The sequence below is a fragment of the Gordonia sp. LUNF6 genome (genome assembly GCF_047041125.1).
Lineage (GTDB): Bacteria > Actinomycetota > Actinomycetes > Mycobacteriales > Mycobacteriaceae > Gordonia > Gordonia sihwensis.
The window spans coordinates 1,689,565-1,710,677 of sequence record NZ_CP178181.1 but is presented as its reverse complement, the minus strand read 5'-3'; the positions used below and the strand labels follow the sequence as shown (position 1 = coordinate 1,710,677).

The following is a 21,113-nucleotide window of genomic DNA, read 5'->3' as shown; positions in this document are numbered from 1 at the left end:
CCACGTGAATGAACCACGCAGTGATCTGGCAGCCGTGACGCGCGGCGAAGACGATTCAAGAGGTACACGCATGATCAACTCGCCCGACTCGAGCAACCCGGCCTCGAACGGCCCGTCGGCCCCCAAGCCCGGCCCGAAGCCGGGACCGAAGCCTGGCCCTCGGCCGCGTCCGGTCCCCCGGCCCGCAGTCGGCGGCCCGACCCCGGCGGTACCGGTCCATCCGGTGCCGGTGGGTGATCCGAACGAGTTCGGCCGGATCGATTCGAGCGGTGCGGTGTGGCTCAAGACTGCGAGCGGCGAGCGCCAGATCGGCTCGTGGCAGGCCGGGACCGTCGAAGAGGGCCTCGCGCACTTCTCCCGGAAGTTCGCCGACCTGGCCACTGAAGTGGAGATCCTCGAGGAGCGTCTCACCGCCCGTTCCGGCGACCCCAGGAAGACTCAGGCGTCGGCGGCGCATCTGCTCGCCGAACTCCCCGACGCACAGGTCATCGGTGACGTCGACAGCCTGGCGGCCCGTCTGGAGGTGATCGTCTCCGGCGCCGACGATGTGGCGCAGGAGGTCAAGGACCTGCGCGAGTCGGCCCGTGTCTCGGCGATCGAACGCAAGGAGGCGCTGGCGGCCGAAGCCGAGCACATCGGGAGCGAGAGCACCTCGTGGAAGGCGGGCGGCGACCGGCTCCGGGCGATCCTGGACGAGTGGAAGACGATCAAGGGCATCGACCGCAAGACCGACGATGCGCTGTGGCGGCGTTACTCGAAAGCGCGGGACGCGTTCAACCGGCGTCGCGGTGCGCACTTCGCCGAACTCGACCGCGAACGGGCGGGAGCCAAGGCGCGCAAGGAGGAACTGATCGCCGAAGCCGAGGCGCTGTCGGACTCCACCGACTGGGGCCCCACGGCGGCCAAGTTCCGCGAACTCCTGGCCGAATGGAAGGCCGCCGGTCGCGCACCGCGCGACACCGACGAGGCGCTCTGGCTCCGGTTCAAGGCCGCACAGGATGTCTTCTTCCAGGCCCGCAACGCGGTGAACTCCGAGCGTGACGCCGAATTCGCGGAGAACGCGAAGGCCAAGACCGCACTGCTCGACGAGGCCGAGGCGAAGATCGATCCGGCGGCCGATCTGGAGACCGCGCGGCGCGAGTTCCGTACCTTCCGCGAGAAGTGGGACGAGATCGGCAAGGTCCCGCGCGAACAGATGCACAGACTCGAGAGCCGTGCGCGGGCGCTCGAGAAGCGGCTGCGCGACGCCGAGGACGCCGACTGGGCACGCACCGACCCGGAGGCGCAGGCGCGCGCCGCGCAGTTCACCGAGCGCGCCGACAAGCTCGACGAGCAGGCCGAGAAGGCCGCCGCCGCGGGACGCGACCGTGAGGCCGCGGAGCTGCGGCAACAGGCCGCGCAGTGGCGCGAGTGGGCCAGCGCGGCCCACTCGGCGCTCACCGATCGCTGACGCCCACCAGGTCCCGACGGCCCGGGCGCGGTGCGTTCGCACCGAGCCCGGGCCCGGAACTCAGTCGTCCGACGCGGTCCCCTCAGGAGTCTGGTCGCCCCGAGTCTGGTCGCCCTGCGTGTGGGCATTCTCCGCCGAGTCCGCTTCCGCAGAATCCGCTTCGTCGGCTCTCGCGGCCTTCGCGCTGGGCGCCACCGGTCGCTGGAGCGACAGTCCGAAGGCTTCGCGGTTGGCGGCCTCGGCGCGACGTTCCTGCTCCAGCGCGAGGTGGTAGGAGTTGCGATTCCACACCACTCGGGCCCAGTGGAACACCAGAACGATCGCGACGGCCCAACCCAGCAGCAGACCCGCGCCGGCACCCGACGGCGACGCCGTCTCGTCGACTCCGACGGTGTTCCGGGTCCAGATCGCGAGCATGCCCGCCACCGCGTCGACCGCGGTTCCGGCCAGCGCGATCCAGGCGAGCACCCAGCGACGGGTGATCAACGCGAGCGTCGAGAAGCCGATGCCGAAGATCGCCAGCATGTAGACGAAGATCTCCGACGGCAGCTTGATGTGCTCGGCGGTGGCCTTGTCGGTCATCATCAGCACGTCGAGACCCGTGGCGTCGCCGGCATGCGGCAGAACCAGCGAGACCATTGCGAGCAGCACGCATACGGCGACCACCACGGCCCGGGCACCGGGGTCGATCTCCCCCGCGACCTTCTTCTCGGTCTTTCGGAGCTCGCGCTCGTATCGAGTGAAAGTATCCAGATCGTTCTTACTCATGAACAGCCTCCAGTTCCGCATGCGCTCGTCGGCTCAGGAACGGACTGCACTCCGATCGACGGCATCCCGAGCCCGACGCCGACGGGTGGTGTGGTGGGCAGGGTGCCCGCCTCGTGCGCATCGCCGGCGCGGGTACGACGGTGCGAGAGCACCCCGGCGTCGGCGATCAGATGATGGGGGGCGGCGTCGGTGATCACGGTGGTCACGACATCACCCGGACGGATGCCGCCGGTCCGACCGTCCGCATCGCCGGTCGATAGGAAGTGCACCAGACGTCCGTCGCGGGCGCGTCCGGTCATCCGCCCGGTCGAGGAGCTCTTGCGTCCCTCGTCGGCGACGACGAGCAGTTCCGCCTCGGTCCCGACCAGCGCCGTGTTGCCCTCCAGACAGATCCGCTCCTGGAGCGCGATCAGCCGCTGGTACCGCTCGGTCACCACCTCCGGCGGAACCTGATCGGGCATGGTGGCGGCCGGGGTGCCCGGTCGCGGCGAGTACTGGAAGGTGAACGCGCTCGAGAAGCGCGCCCGCTCCACCACGTCGAGCGTCTCCGCGAAGTCAGCTTCGGTCTCGCCGGGGAAACCGACGATGATGTCGGTGGTGATGGCGGCGTGCGGCATCGCGTCGCGGACGCGGTCCAGGATGCCGAGGAACTTGGTTCTGCGGTAGCTGCGTCGCATGGCCTTGAGGACTCGGTCCGAGCCGGACTGCAGCGGCATGTGCAGCTGCGGGCAGATGTTGGGGGTCTCGGCCATCGCCGCGATGACGTCGTCGGTGAACTCCGCCGGATGCGGCGAGGTGAAGCGCACCCGCTCCAGTCCCTCGATGCCGCCGCACGCGCGCAACAGATCGGCGAACGCCCCGCGGTTGCGCGGGATGTCCGGATCCGCGAACGACATCCCGTAGGCGTTGACGTTCTGGCCCAGCAGGGTCACTTCGAGCACGCCCTGGTCCACCAGTGCCTGCACCTCGGCGAGAACGTCGCCCGGACGCCGGTCCACCTCCTTGCCGCGCAGCGACGGCACGATGCAGAAGGTGCACGTGTTGTTGCAGCCGACCGAGACCGACACCCAACCCGAATACGCCGAATCACGGCGCGCGGGCAGGGTGGACGGGAATCGTTCGAGCGAATCCAGGATCTCGACCTGCGCCTCGTCGTTGTGGCGGGCCCGTTCGAGCAGCACCGGCAGCGAGCCGATGTTGTGGGTTCCGAAAACGACGTCCACCCAGGGTGCGCGGCTGCGGACGGTGTCCTTGTCCTTCTGCGCCAGACACCCGCCGACGGCGATCTGCATCCCGGGTCGCCGCGCCTTCACCGGCGCCAAATGCGACAGATTGCCGTAGAGCTTGTTGTCCGCGTTCTCACGCACCGCACAGGTGTTGAAGACCACCAGATCGGCGTCGTCGCCGTCGTCGGCGGCCACATAGCCCGCGTCTTCGAGGAGGCCCGCGATCCGTTCGGAGTCGTGCACGTTCATCTGACATCCGTAGGTACGGACCGAATAGGAGCGCGGCGCCGTCGCCGCATCCTCGGTCGTCGTCTCTCCCAGGGCCTCAACACTCACATCTCAAGGTTACGTGGCGGGGCAAATCCGTCCGCGTCACACGTACCGCATCGCCGGCATGTCCGGTTCCGCGCGGCGACACGCGGGAACATGCGAAAGAACCCGTGCGGCGACGCGCGTCACAACTAGTTTGTTAGTCATGCCCGACACGAACGTCACACCGATGATCTCGATGAAGAACGTGCAGAAGCACTTCGGCGACCTCCATGTGCTCCGCGACATCGACCTGGAAGTGCCCCGCGGTCAGGTGGTGGTCGTCCTCGGCCCCTCCGGCTCGGGCAAGTCCACCCTCTGCCGGACCATCAATCGACTCGAGCCGATCGACAGCGGCGAGATCCGGGTGGAGGGCGAACTGCTGCCCGCGGAGGGCCGCGACCTGGCCCGGCTCCGCGCCGACGTGGGCATGGTCTTTCAGTCGTTCAACCTCTTCTCGCACAAGACGATCCTCGACAACGTGACGCTCGGACCGATCAAGGTGCGCAAGGCCTCGAAGGCGGATGCCCGCAAACGTGCGGAGGAACTGCTCGACCGCGTCGGCATCGCCGCTCAGAAGGACAAGTACCCGGCTCAGCTCTCGGGCGGTCAACAGCAGCGCGTCGCCATCGCCCGCTCGTTGGCGATGGATCCGAAGGTGATCCTGTTCGACGAGCCGACCTCGGCCCTGGACCCGGAGATGGTCAGCGAGGTCCTCGACGTGATGGTCGCCCTCGCCAAGGAGGGCATGACGATGGTGGTCGTGACGCACGAGATGGGCTTTGCCCGCAAGGCCGCCGACCGCGTGATCTTCATGGCCGACGGTCAGATCGTCGAGGACACCGATCCCGAGACGTTCTTCACCGCGCCGAAGTCCGACCGTGCGAAGGACTTCCTGTCGAAGATCCTGGGAGGCTGACATGGCGACCACTTCCCTCAGACGCCCGTCACGCCGACGCCGCGCACTGCCGGCGCTGATCCTCGCGATCGCCCTGGCACTGCCCGCCGTGGCCGCGTGCGGCAGCACCGAACCGCGCGACCTCGTCGAGTCGATCAAGTCCGGCAAGGTCGTCCTGGGCACCAAGTACGACCAGCCCGGGCTCGGTGTGCAGCAGCCGGACGGTTCGGTGGTCGGTTTCGATCCGTCGGTCTCCGAGTACGTCGTCGACCACATCGCCGACCGGCTCGGCGTACCGCATCCGGAGATCACCTGGCGCGAGACACCCTCCGCTCAGCGCGAGACCCTCATCGGCAACGGTGAGGTCGACATGATCGCCGCGACGTACTCGATCAACGAGGCGCGCGCGAAGAAGGTGGCCTTCGCGGGCCCCTACCTCGTGACCTACCAGGGGCTCCTGGTCCGCAAGAATGACTCGTCCCTGAACTCGCTGATGGACCTCAACAACGGCAAGAAACTGTGCTCGGTGAGCGGTTCGACACCGGCGCAGAACGTGAAGGCTCAGCTGCCGGGCGTCCAGCTCCAGGAGTACGACTCCTACTCCTCGTGCGTGGAGGCGCTGCGCCGTGACAAGGTCGACGCGCTCACCACCGACGAGACGATTCTGGCCGGGTACGCCAACCGCTACCCCGGCGAGTTCAAGCTCGTGTCGATGACCTATCCCAAGGACGCCTGCGTCGGCGGGAAGCTGAAGAAGAAGGGCCAGCCGTTCTCGACCGAGCGCTACGGCATCGGCATGGCGAAGAACTATCCCGACTCGGTCGCGAAGGTCAACGAGGCGCTCGAAGCGATGCTCGCCCCGCTGCCCGGCTCCGACCAGTCCGTCTGGAGCCGGGATCTCCGCGACGCGCTCGGCAACGAGACGATCGATTCGTGGATCGCCCGCGCCGACGCGCCGGGATCGCAGTACAAGCTCTTCCCGGACGTCGGGAATCTCGACTTCCTCACCTCCCCGTCGACGCCCTGCGAAGGAGATGCGTAGATGTCCGACCTATGGCAGAGCATGGGTCCGCAGATCTGGCCCGCGTTCTGGATCACCATCAAACTCACTGTCTATTCGGCGATCGGCGCACTGATCTGGGGTGTCCTGCTGGCCGCCATGAAGGTCTCGCCGGTTCCGGTGATGCGCGGCTTCGCGACCGTGTACGTGAACGTCGTGCGCAACACCCCGCTCACCCTGATCGTGCTCTTCTGCTCCATCGGCCTGTACCAGAACCTCGGTCTCACGCTGGCGACGGAGAGCTCGAACTTCATCGCCACCAACAACTTCCGGCTCGCGGTGCTCGCGTTCGTCCTGTACACGGCGACGTTCGTCTGTGAGACCCTCCGCGCCGGGTTCAACACCATTCCGATCGGACAGGCCGAAGCCGCTCGATCGCTCGGGCTCACCTTCACCCAGGTTCTCGGACTGATCATCCTGCCGCAGGCGCTGCGCACCGTCATCGCGCCGCTCGGATCGGTGCTGATCGCGCTCACCAAGAACACCACGATCGCCTCGGTGATCGGCGTCGCGGAGGCCTCACTGCTCATGAAGTCCGAACTCGAGACCCACGGCGACCAGATCCTGCTGATCTTCGCCATCATCGCCATCGGATTCATGATCATCACCCTCGCGGAGGGTGCGGTCTTCGGATGGGCCGCCAAGCGATGGGCGGTCAAGCGATGAGCGATCAGTCGACCGTCCTCTACGACGCGCCCGGGCCGCACGCCCGGCGCCGCAACCTGATCACCGCGGTCGTCTTCGTCGTGATCCTGATCGCGATCGCCGCGTACATCATCAAAGTGCTGGCCGACAACGGCCAGTTCGAATCGGACATGTGGCGACCGTTCAACGTCGCCGGGACCTGGACCACCTGGCTGCTGCCGGGTCTGTGGGGAACGATCAAGGCGGCGTTCGCCTCGATCATCCTGGCGCTGGTGGTCGGTACGCTGCTCGGCATCGGACGATTGTCGGACCACCGGGCGGTGCGTGCCGTCTGCGGTCTGATCGTCGAGGTCTTCCGTGCGATCCCGGTCCTGATCCTGATGTTCTTCGCGTACTACCTGTTCGCCAAGTACGCGGTCGTGCCGTCGTCACAGCTCTCGTTCGCCGCCGTGGTCTTCGGTCTCACCCTGTACAACGGCTCGGTGATCGCGGAGATCCTGCGGGCGGGAATCCAGTCGGTTCCCAAAGGACAGTCCGAAGCCGCCCTGTCGATCGGCATGCGCAAGTCGCAGATGATGCGGATGATCCTGCTGCCGCAGGCGGTGACCGCGATGCTGCCCGCGTTGATCTCGCAGATGGTGATCGCGCTGAAGGACAGCGCTCTGGGCTACGCCTTCGGATACATCGAGGTGGTGCGGTCGGGCATCGTCTCGGCGTCGTACTGGGGCAACTACCTGCCGTCACTGCTCGTGGTGGCGGTGATCATGATCGCGATCAACTTCTGTCTGACGGGCCTGGCGAACTACCTCGAACGCCGTCTGCGCAGCGGCCGGCGCCGGACCGCGGCTCCCGATCCGGATGTCGCCGATCTGGAAGCGATGGAGAACATCCCCGGCTTCACCGGTATCGGCCGGTGAAGCCGGGAGTCAGGCGGAGTGTCGAGCGCGGTCGAGGACTTCCTTGACCACCGATCCGACCATCTCCGGCGGATAGCCGCGGCGACCCAGGGCCCCTGCGAGCCGCCGATACGCCTTGGCCCGGATCTCGCGGTCACCGAGTTGTTCGCCGGAGACGTTCAGCTTCTTCTCCGCGAGCCGGACGGCGATCTCCCGCTCGTCCTCGGGATCGATCTGGTCCAGTGCCTGCGCCGCGGTCTCATCGTCGATCCCCTTGGTCCGCAGTTCGCGTTTGAGAGCCAGCCGCCCGCGACCGGAGTGCGCATGCCGCGATCGAACCCATTCGGCGGCGAAGTCGGCGTCGTCGAGCAGCTTCCACTCGTCGAGCCGGCGCAAAGTCTGCTCCACCTCGTCCGGGGTGAAGCCGCGTGCGTTCAGACGGTCACGCATCTCCGCCCGGCTCCGGGCCCGGGTCCCCAGGAGCCGCAGCGCAGCATCCCAGGGCGACGGGCCGGACCGGGCCGCCGTATCGTCGGACATAGGTGGATCAGAAGTCGACGGGCTCGGGGGCGATCTCGTCGGCGTCCGCGGCGGGACGACCGATGCCGAGCTTGTCCTTGATCTTGCTCTCGATCTCGTTCGCGACATCGGGATTGGCGATGAGGAACTTACGGGCGTTCTCCTTGCCCTGCCCCAGCTGATCGCCCTCGTAGGTGAACCACGAACCCGACTTGCGGATGAAGCCCTCGGCCACGCCGAGATCGATCAGCGAACCCTCGCGGCTGATGCCGTGCCCGTACAGGATGTCGAACTCCGCCTGCTTGAACGGCGGCGCCACCTTGTTCTTGACGACCTTGACGCGCGTCCGGTTGCCGACCGCGTCCGTGCCGTCCTTGAGCGTCTCGATCCGCCGGACGTCCAGTCGCACAGACGAGTAGAACTTGAGGGCCTTGCCGCCGGTCGTGGTCTCCGGCGAACCGAACATCACACCGATCTTCTCGCGCAACTGGTTGATGAAGATCGCGGTGGTGTTGGAGTTGTTGAGACCGGAGGTCATCTTGCGCAGGGCCTGGCTCATGAGCCGTGCCTGCAGTCCGACGTGGCTGTCGCCCATCTCGCCCTCGATCTCCGCCTTGGGCACGAGCGCCGCCACCGAGTCGATCACCAGGATGTCGAGCGCACCCGAGCGGATGAGCATATCCGCGATCTCCAGTGCCTGTTCTCCGGTGTCCGGCTGCGAGACCAGCAGCGCGTCGATGTCGACACCCAGCTTCGCCGCATACTCGGGATCGAGTGCATGTTCGGCGTCGATGAACGCGGCGATGCCGCCTGCGGCCTGAGCGTTCGCGACGGCGTGCAGGGCGACGGTGGTCTTACCCGAGGACTCCGGGCCGTAGACCTCCACGATCCGGCCGCGCGGGAGGCCGCCGATGCCGAGTGCGATGTCGAGGGCCACCGAGCCGGTCGGGATGACCTCCATCGGCGGGCGGGCGTCCTCACCCAGACGCATCACCGAGCCCTTGCCGAAATTCTTGTCGATCTGAGCCAGCGCCAGATCCAGTGCCTTCTGCCGATCAGTCACGGGTGCCATCGGTCTCTCCTCCGGGTGCTCTGCTGTATTGGAACGTTGCTGTGGATACGAACGTCTTCCGCTTTCGTGACCACACGGTAGGAGACGGGTGTGACATTTCCGCCCGGGCCCGTTCGTACGGTCATTAAATTGGACGCACCAGAGCGCGCTCCGGTTCCATTACAGGATAGCGAACAGATGTTCGACGGCAATCCGACACGCCGGATCCGGCGATCACCAGCGTTCCGGCGGTACGTCGAATTCGCGGCAGAGTGCCCGCCACACCAGCTTCGGATCCACTCCCTGCTCGATGGCCTCCCGGCCCGTGCGGCCGCCCAGTTCCATCAGCACCAGATCGGTCAGCAGACCGTCGGCCCGCTTTCTGCCGAACTCTGCCTCGGTGAGTTCGGCGAACTCCGTCAGACGCATGGTTCCATTCTCCACGATCGCCGGACCGCCGCCACCGACGGTCCGGACGTGCAGGTGTTCACCTCGGCCCGGTCCATCGCCGATACGCGGCGTGCGCGACCCGCACCGGATCGACGACGCCCGAGACGGTGGCGGCGACCCGCCGGGCGGCGTCGGCGTGACGCCGATCGTCCAGCACTCCGGCGATCGCCTCCGCCAGTGCGGCGGTGGTGGCCGGGCGCACCAGCCGTCCGCAGCCGATCCGCGCGACCCGGTTGGCGAGCTCCCACTGATCACCGCCGCCGGGCACGGTCACCACGGGCACTCCCGCGAGCAGCGACTTCGCGAGCATGCCGTGACCGCCCCCACAGATCACCAGGTCGGCGTCCGGGAGGAGTTCGTCCTGACGGCCCGTCGCCGCGACCAGCCGGTCGGGCAGCACCTCGGCATGCGGTGGCTGCAGGGCGGAGTACACCACCCGCAGCGGTCGCGTGGACTGCAGACCGGCGAGCGCGGCCAGTGCCGCGGCGCCGAGATCGCCCGCCCCCGTGGCCGCCGTGGACGGCGCGACCACCACGAGCGGGCCGTCGCCCTCGGGCCGAACGAAACAGTCGTCGGTCGGTTCGAACAGCAACGGTCCGATCAGGTGGGTGCGCTCAGGCCAGTCCGGGCGCGGAACCTCCAGTCCCGGCAGGGTCGCGACGAATCGCGCGAGGGGCGTCGACTCATCCGGGAGGCCGATGCTCCGGCGGGCGCCGCGACGCTGCCGACGGCCCTTGGCCACAGCGGGTGCGGCGCTCGCACGCAGGAGCGCGTCGCGCAGCCGCCCGCCGATTCCCTCGCCGGCGGCCAGTCCCGCGCCGATCGGCGGCAGGCCGGCCGACTGCTCGTAGAGCGGATGCGGCGAGAGCTCGATCCAGGGCAGACCGACCAGCTCAGCCGCCCAGGCCCCGGCCACCGTGATGACGTCGCTGACGACGAGGTCGAATCCGCCGGTCGCCAGTTCCGGAGCCAGGGCCGTCGCCATCCGCGCGGCCCGTACGCTCAGTTTGGCTCCGGCATCGTCATCGTCCTCATCGGGCAGAGCCGCCAGTCCCGGCAGCGGACGCACCTCGAGGCCCCGGCGCGCTGCCGCCGCGGTCCACCGCTCACCGGTGTAGACGACCACGCGGTCGCCTGCCGTACGCAGCGATGTGGCCAGGCCCAGCGCCGGAAATGCGTGTCCGGCGTCGGACCCGGCCACGATCGCGATGCGCAACGGGCCCGTCTCGGACCCGTCGTCACGGCTGCCGGAACTGTCGAGGGTGCTCAGTTCTGTTCCGGGGTCTGCGGGGCGGGCGCAGCGCCGCCCTGCTCCACCTGGCCCGCCGGGGCGCCCTGTGCGCCGGCGGTCTGCCCCGGCGCGAGCGATCCACCGTTCATGCTGGCCCGGATCTGCTCGAGCCGGGCGTGGCCGGCGAGCTGGACGCCCGCGGCCTCCACCTCCTGCATGCGTCCGGCGACGGTGCCCTTGGCGAGCTCGGCCGACCCCAGGGCATTGGCGTAGCGACGCTCGATCTTGTCGCGCACCTGCTCGAGGTTCGGCGTGTTGCCGGGAGCCGAGAGCTCGCTCATCTGGTTCAGCGAAGCACTGACCTGCTCCTGCATCTTCGCCTGTTCGAGCTGGCTCAGGAGCTTGGAGCGTTCGGCGAGCTTCTGCTGCAGAGCCATGGCGTTGCGCTCGACGGCCTGCTTGGCCTGCGCTGCGGCCTGCAGAGACTGATCGTGCAGCACCTTGAGGTCTTCGACGTTCTGCTCGGCCGTCACCAGCTGCGCCGCGAAGGCCTCGGCGGCGTTGGTGTACTCGCCCGCCTTCGCACTGTCACCGGCGGCCGCGGCCTGGTCGGCGAGCGTGAGCGCCTGGCGCGCATTGCCCTGCAGCTTCTCGATCTCCTCGAGCTGGCGGTTGAGCCGCATCTCGAGCTGCCGCTGGTTGCCGATGACCGCCGCCGCCTGCTGGGAGAGCGCCTGGTGCTGCCGCTGCGCGTCCTCGATCGCCTGCTGGATCTGCACCTTCGGATCGGCGTGCTCGTCGATCTTCGAATTGCCCAGCGCCATCATGTAGTTCCAGAACTTCACAAACGGATTGGCCATCGGTCTTCCAAACTCCTCGTTGCGCGGGTCGCGTCGTCGTTCGATCGATCACGCGGCGGCAAGTGCCGCGGGCACACCCGCGTCGTCCACCGAATCTTCCTGGGGGGCAATGACTTCGACAAGGCTATCGGACGCTCCGACGGGCCGGCCCGCCGGCTGCATCAGGCCCGCGACCTGGAAGAGCACCTCGCCGATCGGCACGTCGAGCGCTTCGCAGATCGACGCCAGCAGCTCGCTGGAGACCTCCTTCTGCCCGCGTTCGACCTCGGAGAGGTAACCGAGCGACACCCTCGCGTCGGTCGAGACTTCACGCAATGTGCGTCCCTGACCGTTCCGAACACGGCGCAGCTCATCGCCGATCGCCTCACGCAAGAGCAGAGTCACGCGCGGACCTCCTCACGATTCTCCAGGAGCCCGGGGGTCGGGCCGTCGATTCCATCAATAGCCTGTGCCGTCGACCCTAGCCGAATTCCCGACCGACCGCCGCCGACATACCGCACGCCGCGGCGCTCCCGCGCACGCCCGGCACACTCGGATCTCAACGCCGTGGTCCCCTGACCTATTCCGCGCCGCGCCGCAGCACGACGGCCCGCCAGACGTAGTCGAGTCCGGTGACCACCGTCGCGACCAGCGCGGCTGCCATGATCGCCCACGCGGCGGTGTGCCACGCTCCCGAGAGCGGCAGCACGAACAGTCCGATCGCCACCGACTGAAGCAGGGTCTTGAGCTTGCCGCCCCGGCTGGCCGGGATCACTCCGTGGCGCAGCACCCAGAAGCGCAGCAGCGTCACTCCGATCTCCCGCGCCAGAATCACCCCGGTGACCCACCAGGGCAGCTCCGCCAGGATCGACAGGCCGATCAGCGCCGCGCCGATGAGCGCCTTGTCCGCGATCGGATCGGCCATCTTCCCGAAGTCGGTGACCAGGTTCATGCCGCGCGCCAGGCGGCCGTCGAGCTGGTCGGTGAACGCCGCGACCGCGAAGACCACGAAGGCCGCGATCCGCCAGCTCACCGATTCCCCGTCGTCGACGAAGAGCAGGACCACGAACACCGGGACCAGGACGATGCGGAACACCGTGAGTGCGTTGGCGATGTTCACCACGGGCACCGGGGCCGCATCCTCGCCGAACACACGGCGTACAGGCTCAGTCACGTGATCAAGCCTAACGTCACGCTTTTCTCAGACTCCCGAAGGGCGCGCTCGGACCTGCGGCTACTCTCGATGGCATGCTGAGCGAACAACCCGATTCCCGCACCGGCGAGCCCTCATCGGTCCTCGTCCGCCGTGCACGGACATCGGATGTTCCCCGCATCAAGGAACTGATCGACATCTACGCCGGCAAGATCCTGCTCGACAAGAACCTGGTCACCCTCTACGAGTCGGTCCAGGAGTTCTGGGTCGCCGAAGACGGCGGAGAGGTGGTCGGTTGCGGCGCCCTGCACGTGATGTGGTCGGACCTCGGCGAGGTCCGCACGGTCGCCGTCGACACCGCGCACGCCGGTCGCGGCATCGGGCACAAGATCGTCGACCGGTTGATGGATGTGGCCCGCGAACTCGAATTGGAGCGGGTCTTCGTCCTCACCTTCGAGACGCAGTTCTTCTCCCGGCACGGCTTCGTGGAGATCGACGGTACCCCGGTCTCCCGCGAGGTCTTCGAGGAGATGTGCCGGTCGTACGACACAGGTGTCGCCGAGTTCCTCGATCTCAGCTTCGTCAAACCGAACACCCTCGGAAACACCCGGATGCTCGCGCATCTGTGACCGCCACGGAAGGACATCGGACATGGCCGGCTTCTTCGCCGTCGAATACACCTACGCCCCGGAGGCCGCGGCGGTGCGGGACCGGTTCCGCCCCGAACACCGGACCTGGCTGGGTGCACAGCACGAGGCCGGCCGTCTCCAGTTCGTGGGTCCGTACTCCGACGGCAGCGGCGCGCTCCTGATGATCACGGCCGACGACGCCGACGCCGCGCGCGACCTGCTTGCGCAGGACCCGTTCGCGCGCGAGTCGGCCGTCGCCGCCGTCTCCGTCAAAGAGCTGACGCAGGTCTTCGGCCCCTACTGACGCGAGGGTCGGACGTCGGCCGCGTCGCGACTGCGCTTGCGGCTGACCACCAGGCTGGCCACCGTGGTCGCCAGCAGGGTGCCGCCGATGATGCCCAGCGACAGAGGAGTGCCGATCTCCGGCACCGGAACGGACTCGCCGCCGTTGATGAACGGCAGCGTGTTCTCGTGGAGCGCGTGCAGGACCAGCTTCACGCCGATGAAGGCCAGGATCAGCGACAGACCGTACGAGAGGTAGATCAGCCTGTCGAGCATGCCGCCGAGCAGGAAGTAGAGCTGCCGCAGACCCATCAGCGCGAAGGCGTTGGCGGTGAACACCAGGTACGGCTCCTGGGTGAGTCCGTAGATCGCCGGAATGGAGTCGAGGGCGAACAGCACGTCGGTGAAACCGATGATGATCAGCACCACCAGCAGCGGGGTGATGTAGCGCTTGCCGTCGATCTTGGTGGTGAGACGGTCACCGTCGTAGACGTCGGTGGCGCGGAACCACTTCTTGACGAACCGTTCGAGGCGGCTCTCGCGCTCGCGTTCGTGCACGGCGGGCTCGTCGCTCTCCTTGAGCAGCTTCACCGCCGTCACGAGCAGGATGAGCCCGAACAGATAGAACACCCAGCTGTAGGCGTTGATGGCGGCGGCGCCGACCGCGATGAAGGCGCCGCGCATGACGAGCGCCATCACGATGCCGAGGAGCAGCACCTTCTGCTGGTAGACGCGCGGTACGGCGAACGACGTCATGATGACCACGAACACGAACAGGTTGTCGACCGAGAGCGCCTTCTCGGTGACGTAACCGGCGAAGTACTCGCCGCCGTAGGTTCCGCCCCATTTCCACCAGACGAATCCGCCGAACAGGACGGCGATGCCGATGTAGACCGCCGACCAGAATCCGGACTCGCGGAGCGTGGGCTCATGCGGGGTACGGACGTGGGCGAAGAAGTCGAAGACGAACAGGCCCAGGATCACCGCCCCGGTGACCAACCAGGTCACGACAGTGACATTCATGTATTCCTCCAACACGTAGCACGAAGCGACGATGCTGGAGGTCTCTCCCACCGGCGGCGCCGGCGGCGGCCCCGGGAGCGGTGCACGGCATCCGATCCGCGGATGCCGCACCACCGTTCCGTACTGACGGGAACGCCTGCGAGGCGGGGATACTCCCCTCCAAGATCTCCGTCAGTTTAACGGATCGGCGTCCTCGCCGCCTCCCCCGGTGATCGAGGCGATGACACCGGCGAGGTCCTCGGGCTTGACCAGGACCTCGCGGGCCTTCGATCCCTCGCTGGGGCCGACGATGCCGCGCGTCTCCATCAGGTCCATCAACCGGCCTGCCTTGGCGAATCCGACGCGCAGCTTCCGCTGGAGCATCGACGTCGAACCGAACTGGCTCGACACCACGAGCTCGATGGCCTGCAGCAGATCGTCGAGATCGTTGCCGATGTCGGCGTCGATGTCCTTCTTCTCGCCGGCCTTGGCCGTCGTGACGCCTTCGGTGTAGTCCGGTTCGGACTGCTCGCGGGTGAACTCGACGACGGCCGAGATCTCCTCGTCGGTGATGAACGCGCCCTGCATGCGGATCGGCTTGTTCGCACCCATCGGGAGGAACAGACCGTCGCCCATGCCGATCAGCTTCTCCGCCCCCGGCTGGTCGAGGATCACCCGGGAATCGGTCAGCGAACTGGTGGCGAAGGCCAGTCGGCTCGGGACGTTCGTCTTGATCAGGCCGGTGACCACGTCCACCGACGGTCGCTGCGTGGCGAGGACCAAGTGGATGCCCGCGGCACGCGCCTTCTGCGTGATGCGGACGATCGCCTCCTCCACGTCACGCGGCGCCGTCATCATCAGATCGGCGAGCTCGTCGACGATCGCGACGATGTACGGGTACGGCTTGTACACCCGCTCCGATCCGAGCGGAGTGGTGATCTCACCCGATCGGACCTTGGCGTTGAAGTCATTGATGTGCCGCACCCGGGACGCCTTCATGTCCTGGTAGCGCTGCTCCATCTCCTCCACCAGCCAGGCGAGCGCGGCCGCCGCCTTCTTCGGCTCGGTGATGATCGGTGTGATCAGATGCGGAATGCCCTCGTACGGCGTGAGTTCCACCATCTTCGGATCGATGAGGATCATCCGCACCTCTTCGGGTGTGGCGCGGGTCAGCAGCGACACGAGCATCGAGTTCACGAAGCTCGACTTGCCCGAACCGGTGGAACCCGCCACCAGCAGATGCGGCATCTTCGCGAGGTTGGCGCTCACGAAGTCGCCCTCGATGTCTTTGCCGAGACCGATGACGAGCGGATGATTCTCCTTGCGCGTCGTCGGCGCCGCGAGGACGTCCGAGAGGCGCACCATCTCACGGTCGGAGTTCGGCACCTCGATGCCGACCGCCGACTTGCCCGGGATCGGCGCCAGCAGACGCACGTTGTCGGTGGCGACGGCGTAGGCGATATTGCGCTGCAACTGGGTGATCTTCTCGACCTTGACGGCCGGGCCCAGCTCCACCTCGTACCGCGTCACCGTCGGACCCCGGGTGTATCCGGTGACCGCGGCATCGACCTTGAACTGCTCGAGCACACTGTTGATGCGGTCGATCATCTCGTCGTTGGCAGAGGTCCCCAGCTTGGCGGGCTCGCCCTGCACCAGCAGGTCGGCCGGCGGCAGGAGATATCCCGATTCGGGGTCCTGATCGAGGAACGAACCGCCCGACGGCGCTGCGGGAGGAGCGGTCGTGACCGGCTTGCGAGCGGTCGCCGGTGCGGGAGCCGGCCGGCGGCGCGGGCGCGCCGCGGGAGTCGGCTCGTACGACTCGTGGTCGTCGGCGTCGAAGGCATCGCTGTCGAGAGCACCGGAGTCGAGAGCGCCGCCGTCCAGACCGTCGTCGCCGAGGACATCGCTGAGGTCGCCCAGCGGCGCGGTCGGATTGTCGTCGACGGGAACGTCGAAGGAAGGCTCCCCCGCCCCGGACCGGCGTGCGGACGCCGGCAGCGGCGCGTCGATCAACGGCTCGGTCAGCAGATCGGCCATGTGCGAGTCGCGGTCCTGCCCGGCGGTCCTGCGCCTGCGCGGCGACGCACCGCCGGAGCGGGGACGGCGCCGCGTATCGGGCGGGTAGTTCCGGTACGGGTCGCCGTAGTCGATCGCCGCGTCCGGATCGGCACGGCGCTCGTCCGCCGCATCCGGCTTCGGCTCGTCGCCGTAGTCGTCCGGTCCGTACTCGTCGTACTCGTCGTCGGGCCCGTAGTCGTCCTGCTCGTAGTCGTCGGGCTCGTAGTCGTCCTGCTCGTAGTCGTCGTACTCGTAGTCGTACTCCGCCCCCAGGCCCAGGTAGTCCGACGTGGCGGCGACCACCTCGCCCAGTGTCCGTCCGCTGAGGGCGAGCACGCCGAAGGCGGCCAGAAGCAGGAACAGGGGGACGGTGACCCAGACCGTGACCGCGTTCGTCAGCGGCGAACCCAGTACGTAGCCGACGAAGCCCGCCGATCGGGCGCGGGCGTCGTAGCCGGTCGGTGCGCCGTGCATCAGGTGCGTGAGGGCGAGCACCGGAACTGCGATCAGCAACGTCCCCGCGACATTGCGCAGACGACGCTCCGGGTTGGCCGGAAACCGCATCACCAGCACCGCGACGGCGACCAGGAACACGGGGACGCCGTAGGCGAGCGCGCCGAAACCCGCCCGGACGAGCGTGTCGACGAATGCCCCGACCGGCCCCAGTGCGGTGAACCAGACGCCGAGCGCGACCAGCGCTGCGGCGAGTGTGAGAGCCAGACCCGCGCTGTCGCGTCCCTGCGACGGCGCCTCGTCCCGGTGAGCACCGATGCGTGCGACGCCGCCCAGACCGCGTGCGGCGAGGTTCCAGGTCGCCGCTGCGGCCCGGCCCATCCCCCGCGCCACCGACGACCGTTCCGCCGGCCGGCGCTTGAGATCCTGCGAGTGCGCCGGGCGGCGCGCGGTTCCGGCCCGGTCTGCGGGCGGCTTGCGCGCACCGCCGCGGCCGCCCTGTCCGGACTTGGGCCGTGCCGTCGCCGTGGCCCGAGTCCCCCCACGTGAGGCGCCGCTGCGCGACCGGCCGCCGGCCGACGACTTCGGCTTCCCCGAAGTCTCGGATGAGCGGCTGCGCGTTGATGCATTGGAAGCCATGGCCTCCAGCCTAATGCCCGCCAATCACATCAGTCACACTGGCAACACCGCAGAGATCACGGTCGTGTCGATTTCGTGACCGGTTCACAACGTCCGGTGGGCACTGCGCAGGCTCGCTATCGCTGCCGGAGAACCGGAGAACTCCACGTCGACCGGTGCACGGCCGAACGCGAAGAGCAGCAGTTCCCCGACCGAGCCGGACACTCCCACCGGCTGGCCGCGGCCCACGCTCATCACCTCCCGACCGTCCCCGGTGCGCAGGGTGGCCCGCACGGGAGAGCCCGCCATGATCCGGCGTCCCACCGTCCGCAGCGGAAGCTCTAGAGCCCGCTCGAGATCCGGCGACACCTGCCGCGGCAGGAACGGACCGGCCGGATCGGCGCCCCCGCGCAGCACGTCCTCGTGATGAACGAACATCTCGGCGAGGTTGAGGAAGCGGTCGGCCACCCGGAACGGCGAGTACCAGGGCGGCCCGTCGGACAACATGGCCAGCAGCTCGTCCCAGGGCTTGTCGGCGTAGCTGTCGGCGACGGCAGCGGTGTGTCCGGCCAGCGGGCCGATGAAGATGCCCGCTGTCGCATCGAGCCTGCGTTCCCGCAGGATCAGGTGGATCGCGAGATCACGGTTGTCCCAGCCCGCACACAGCGTGGGGGCGTCGGGCCCCGTCCGGCGCATCGTCTCGACGAGCGCCGCCCGCTCGAATCGGGCGAGATTCACCGCCGCTCCCCCACCGCGATGACGGTCGGGACGATCATCGGCCGGCGCCGGTACTTCTCAGCCACCCATCGACCCACCGCGCGCCGCACGCCCTGAGCGATCCGGTGGGTGTCGGTGACCCCTTCGTTGGCCAGTTCGACGAGCGCCTTGTTCACCAGTTCGGCGGCGTCGTTCAGGGCGCCGGGATCGTCGGAGAAGCCGCGGCCGGACACCGTCGGCTTGCTCACCGCGGCACCCGTCGACGCGTCCACCGCCACCGAGATGGAGATGAAGCCGCCTTCGCCGAGCACGAGGCGGTCCGAGAGCGTCGATTCCCCGACGTCGCCGACCGAGAGTCCGTCGACGTAGACGTATCCGACCGGCACGCGGCCGGTGATCCTGGCGCGTCCGTCCACCAGGTCGACGACCACTCCGTCCTCGGCGAGGACGATCCGGTCGGCGGGAACCCCTGTGGCCTCGGCGAGCGCGGCATTGGCGCGCAGGTGGCGCCATTCACCGTGCACGGGCATGGCATTCGACGGGCGCACCGCGTTGTAGAGGTACAGCAACTCGCCCGCGGAGGCATGGCCGGAGACGTGGACCTTGGCGCTGGCCTGGGTCACCACGGTGGCGCCGCGCTTGGCGAGACCGTTCACCACGGCGAACACGGAGTTCTCGTTGCCCGGGATCAGCGACGACGCGAGGACCACGAGGTCGTCGGCGCGGATGTTGATCTGGCGGTGCTCACCGCGGGCCATGCGCGAGAGGGCCGAGAGCGGCTCTCCCTGCGAGCCGGTGGAGATGAGCACCAGCCGGTGGTCGGGCAGGGTGGCCGCGGTGTCCATGTCCACCACCACGCCGTCCGGCACCGTGAGGTAACCGAGGTCTTGCGCGATCTGCATGTTCCGGACCATCGACCGGCCGACGAAGGTCACGCGCCGACCGTGCCGGTGTGCCACGTCGACGATCTGCTGGATCCGGTGGACGTGGCTCGCGAAGGAGGCGACGATCACGCGCTGGCGGGCCTTGCCGATGACGGTGTCGAGGACGCCGCCGATCTCACGCTCGGGGGTGACGAAACCGGGGACCTCGGCGTTGGTCGAGTCCACCAGGAACAGGTCGACGCCCTCGTCGCCGAGTCTGCTGAAGCCGGCCAGGTCGGTGAGACGGTTGTCCAGCGGCAGCTGATCGAGCTTGATGTCGCCCGTGTGCAGGACCAGACCGGCCGGTGTACGGATCGCGACGGCGAGCGCGTCGGGGATCGAGTGGTTCACCGCGAAGTACTCGCAGTCGAATCCGCCGTGCGAGAGGCGATCGCCCTCGGCCACCTGGACCAGCTTCGGCCGCAGGCGGTGTTCGCGGCACTTGGCCGCGACCAGTGCGAGCGTGAACCGGGAACCGACGATCGGGATGTCGCCGCGGAGCTTGAGCAGGAAGGGCACTGCGCCGATGTGGTCTTCGTGGCCGTGCGTCAGGACCACTGCTTCGATGTCCTCGACGCGGTCTTCGATGTAGCCGAAGTCGGGCAGGATCAGGTCGACGCCGGGCTGCTGGTCCTCGGGGAAGAGCACGCCGCAGTCCACGACGAGCAGCTTGCCGTCGTACTCGAAGACGGTCATGTTGCGGCCGATCTCACCGATGCCGCCGAGCGCGACGACGCGGAGTCCGCCCTTGGGCAGCTTCGGCGGGGCGGGCAGCCGGTCGATGACGTCGCCCGTGACGCTCGATCCGGTGGCCGCGGCCACCTGCGGAGGCAGTTTCGCGGCGCCTGAATCGGCCGCCCGCGCCTTGTTCGGGTGGTCGGCGGGCGGGCCCGCCTTGCGTGAGGCCCGCCGACGACCGCCGCCCTTGCGGCCGCCCCCGTCGGCGTTGCCGTTACCGCTGTTGTCGCCGGCGGTGTTGTTGCTGTTGTCGGCCATCAGGAGATCACCTCGGCTGCGCGCAGATCCGTGATGAGTGCTTCGATCTGGGCGGGTTCGGCCGCGACCTGCGGCAACCGCGGATCCCCCACTTCCAGACCGGTGATGCGCAGGGCCGTCTTGACCATGCACACTCCGCCGAGCCGACCCATCGCGTCGACCAGCGGTGCCATCGAGTCGGCGAGCCGGCGCGCCTGCGCGAGGTCGCCGGCGAGCACGGCGGCCCGCAGATCGCGGAGCCGGCCCGGCACGAGATGGCCGATGACGCTGACGAAACCGGTGGCGCCGATCGACAGCCACGGCAGGTTCAGTGCGTCCTCCCCGGACAGGTACTCCAGGTCGGTGGCCGCCAGGATCTTCGACGCCGCATGCAGATCGCCCTTGGCGTCTTTGACGGCTTTGATGTTGGGGTGCTCGGCGAGGCGCAGGATGGTCTCGGTCTCGATCGGGATCACCGACCGCGGCGGGATGTCGTACAGCATCACCGGCAGACTCGACGCGTCGGCGATGGTGCGGAAGTGTGCTAGGACACCCGACTGGGGCGGCTTGCTGTAATACGGGGTGACGATCAGCACGCCGTCCGCGCCGATCTCCTCCGCTTCGCGGACGCGCCGCGCCGACTCGGCGGTGTCGTAGCTGCCGGCCCCGTGGACGACCTTCGCGCGGTCGCCGACCGCGTCGAGCGCGACCCGCAGAAGGTCGTTCTTCTCCTGCACCGTGGTGGTCGGCGACTCACCGGTGGTGCCGTTCACGACGATGGCGTCACAGCCCCCGTCGACCAGGTGAGCGGCCAGCTCCGCGGCTTTGTCGAGATCGACCTTCCCCTCCCGAGTGAAGGGGGTCACCATTGCCACCGAAACCGTCCCGAACGGGTGTTCCGCAATTCCTGCGTCAGCCGAGTTCATGCCGCTCAGGCTACCGTCTGACGGGCCGATCGCCG

General features: G+C 68.2%; 21 protein-coding genes. 7 read left to right on the top strand and 14 right to left on the bottom strand.

Annotation, left to right across the window (positions count from 1 at the left end; all coding sequences use genetic code 11):
* The first annotated feature begins 70 nt into the window (after positions 1-70).
* Positions 71-1,450: a DUF349 domain-containing protein gene (locus tag ACK8HH_RS08015; protein WP_006896269.1), complete on the top strand. Its 1,380-nt coding sequence runs from the start codon at positions 71-73 to the stop codon at positions 1,448-1,450.
* Between the two features lie 60 nt (positions 1,451-1,510).
* On the opposite strand, the gene ACK8HH_RS08010 is transcribed toward ACK8HH_RS08015, so the two are convergent.
* Complete coding sequence (locus ACK8HH_RS08010; RefSeq protein ID WP_222111119.1) at positions 1,511-2,218, bottom strand: hypothetical protein; 708 nt, start codon at positions 2,216-2,218, stop codon at positions 1,511-1,513.
* Complete coding sequence (gene miaB / locus ACK8HH_RS08005; RefSeq protein ID WP_045540079.1) at positions 2,215-3,780, bottom strand: tRNA (N6-isopentenyl adenosine(37)-C2)-methylthiotransferase MiaB; 1,566 nt, start codon at positions 3,778-3,780, stop codon at positions 2,215-2,217. The genes ACK8HH_RS08010 and miaB overlap by 4 nt, the downstream gene beginning before the upstream one ends.
* A gap of 163 nt (positions 3,781-3,943) precedes the next feature.
* Between miaB and ACK8HH_RS08000 the strand changes: the two genes are divergently transcribed.
* From ACK8HH_RS08000 to ACK8HH_RS07985, 4 genes are read left to right on the top strand one after another with little or no spacing between them, the layout of a single operon-like run.
* Positions 3,944-4,672: an amino acid ABC transporter ATP-binding protein gene (locus ACK8HH_RS08000; protein ID WP_045540090.1), complete on the top strand. Its 729-nt coding sequence runs from the start codon at positions 3,944-3,946 to the stop codon at positions 4,670-4,672.
* A 1-nt stretch (position 4,673) separates the two neighbouring features.
* The gene (locus ACK8HH_RS07995) at positions 4,674-5,693 is read left to right on the top strand and encodes a glutamate ABC transporter substrate-binding protein (protein WP_045540082.1); all 1,020 of its coding nucleotides are present in this window, start codon (positions 4,674-4,676) and stop codon (positions 5,691-5,693) included.
* Positions 5,694-6,377, top strand: a complete 684-nt coding sequence (locus tag ACK8HH_RS07990; RefSeq protein WP_006896264.1) for an amino acid ABC transporter permease — start codon at positions 5,694-5,696, stop codon at positions 6,375-6,377. It abuts the gene before it with no gap.
* The gene (locus tag ACK8HH_RS07985) at positions 6,374-7,273 is read left to right on the top strand and encodes an amino acid ABC transporter permease (RefSeq protein ID WP_412475670.1); all 900 of its coding nucleotides are present in this window, start codon (positions 6,374-6,376) and stop codon (positions 7,271-7,273) included. Before ACK8HH_RS07990 ends, ACK8HH_RS07985 begins: the two co-directional genes overlap by 4 nt.
* 9 nt (positions 7,274-7,282) lie before the next feature.
* On the opposite strand, the gene ACK8HH_RS07980 is transcribed toward ACK8HH_RS07985, so the two are convergent.
* The 7 genes from ACK8HH_RS07980 to pgsA all read right to left on the bottom strand — a co-directional run bounded on the left by ACK8HH_RS07980 (position 7,283) and on the right by pgsA (position 12,516).
* Positions 7,283-7,792, bottom strand: a complete 510-nt coding sequence (locus tag ACK8HH_RS07980) for a regulatory protein RecX (protein ID WP_006896262.1) — start codon at positions 7,790-7,792, stop codon at positions 7,283-7,285.
* Between the two features lie 7 nt (positions 7,793-7,799).
* On the bottom strand, positions 7,800-8,843 hold the full coding sequence (recA, locus tag ACK8HH_RS07975; protein WP_006896261.1) for a recombinase RecA: 1,044 nt from the start codon (positions 8,841-8,843) through the stop codon (positions 7,800-7,802).
* A gap of 213 nt (positions 8,844-9,056) precedes the next feature.
* Entirely contained in the window at positions 9,057-9,251 is a 195-nt protein-coding gene (locus ACK8HH_RS07970; protein ID WP_006896260.1) for a DUF3046 domain-containing protein, read from the bottom strand.
* Positions 9,252-9,309: 58 nt separating this feature from the next.
* Entirely contained in the window at positions 9,310-10,488 is a 1,179-nt protein-coding gene (locus ACK8HH_RS07965) for a glycosyltransferase (protein WP_412475669.1), read from the bottom strand.
* A 50-nt stretch (positions 10,489-10,538) separates the two neighbouring features.
* Positions 10,539-11,363: a PspA/IM30 family protein gene (locus tag ACK8HH_RS07960; protein WP_346075339.1), complete on the bottom strand. Its 825-nt coding sequence runs from the start codon at positions 11,361-11,363 to the stop codon at positions 10,539-10,541.
* Positions 11,364-11,411: 48 nt separating this feature from the next.
* Positions 11,412-11,747, bottom strand: a complete 336-nt coding sequence (locus ACK8HH_RS07955; RefSeq protein ID WP_412475668.1) for a helix-turn-helix domain-containing protein — start codon at positions 11,745-11,747, stop codon at positions 11,412-11,414.
* Positions 11,748-11,922: 175 nt separating this feature from the next.
* Positions 11,923-12,516, bottom strand: coding sequence for a CDP-diacylglycerol--glycerol-3-phosphate 3-phosphatidyltransferase (pgsA, locus tag ACK8HH_RS07950; RefSeq protein ID WP_006896256.1), 594 nt, complete (start codon positions 12,514-12,516; stop codon positions 11,923-11,925).
* Between the two features lie 74 nt (positions 12,517-12,590).
* On the opposite strand from pgsA, the gene ACK8HH_RS07945 reads away from it, so the two are divergent.
* Entirely contained in the window at positions 12,591-13,124 is a 534-nt protein-coding gene (locus tag ACK8HH_RS07945; protein WP_045540257.1) for an amino-acid N-acetyltransferase, read from the top strand.
* 22 nt (positions 13,125-13,146) lie between these two features.
* Positions 13,147-13,428, top strand: a complete 282-nt coding sequence (locus ACK8HH_RS07940) for a YciI family protein (protein ID WP_045540259.1) — start codon at positions 13,147-13,149, stop codon at positions 13,426-13,428.
* Here ACK8HH_RS07940 and ACK8HH_RS07935 read toward each other — a convergent pair.
* The 5 genes from ACK8HH_RS07935 to dapA all read right to left on the bottom strand — a co-directional run bounded on the left by ACK8HH_RS07935 (position 13,422) and on the right by dapA (position 21,078).
* The gene (locus tag ACK8HH_RS07935; RefSeq protein WP_045540265.1) at positions 13,422-14,429 is read right to left on the bottom strand and encodes a TerC family protein; all 1,008 of its coding nucleotides are present in this window, start codon (positions 14,427-14,429) and stop codon (positions 13,422-13,424) included. The two genes, ACK8HH_RS07940 and ACK8HH_RS07935, sit on opposite strands and share 7 nt — an antisense overlap.
* Before the next feature lie 171 nt (positions 14,430-14,600).
* Positions 14,601-17,300, bottom strand: a complete 2,700-nt coding sequence (locus ACK8HH_RS07930; RefSeq protein ID WP_412475725.1) for a DNA translocase FtsK 4TM domain-containing protein — start codon at positions 17,298-17,300, stop codon at positions 14,601-14,603.
* A 342-nt stretch (positions 17,301-17,642) separates the two neighbouring features.
* The gene (locus tag ACK8HH_RS07925; protein ID WP_412475667.1) at positions 17,643-18,275 is read right to left on the bottom strand and encodes a TIGR03085 family metal-binding protein; all 633 of its coding nucleotides are present in this window, start codon (positions 18,273-18,275) and stop codon (positions 17,643-17,645) included.
* Positions 18,272-20,173 (bottom strand): ribonuclease J, encoded by a 1,902-nt coding sequence (locus ACK8HH_RS07920; protein ID WP_006896249.1) that lies wholly within the window; start codon positions 20,171-20,173, stop codon positions 18,272-18,274. Before ACK8HH_RS07920 ends, ACK8HH_RS07925 begins: the two co-directional genes overlap by 4 nt.
* A complete protein-coding gene (gene dapA / locus ACK8HH_RS07915; RefSeq protein ID WP_006896248.1) occupies positions 20,173-21,078 on the bottom strand; it encodes a 4-hydroxy-tetrahydrodipicolinate synthase in 906 nt (301 codons plus the stop codon). The genes ACK8HH_RS07920 and dapA overlap by 1 nt, the downstream gene beginning before the upstream one ends.
* Positions 21,079-21,113 lie beyond the last annotated feature (35 nt).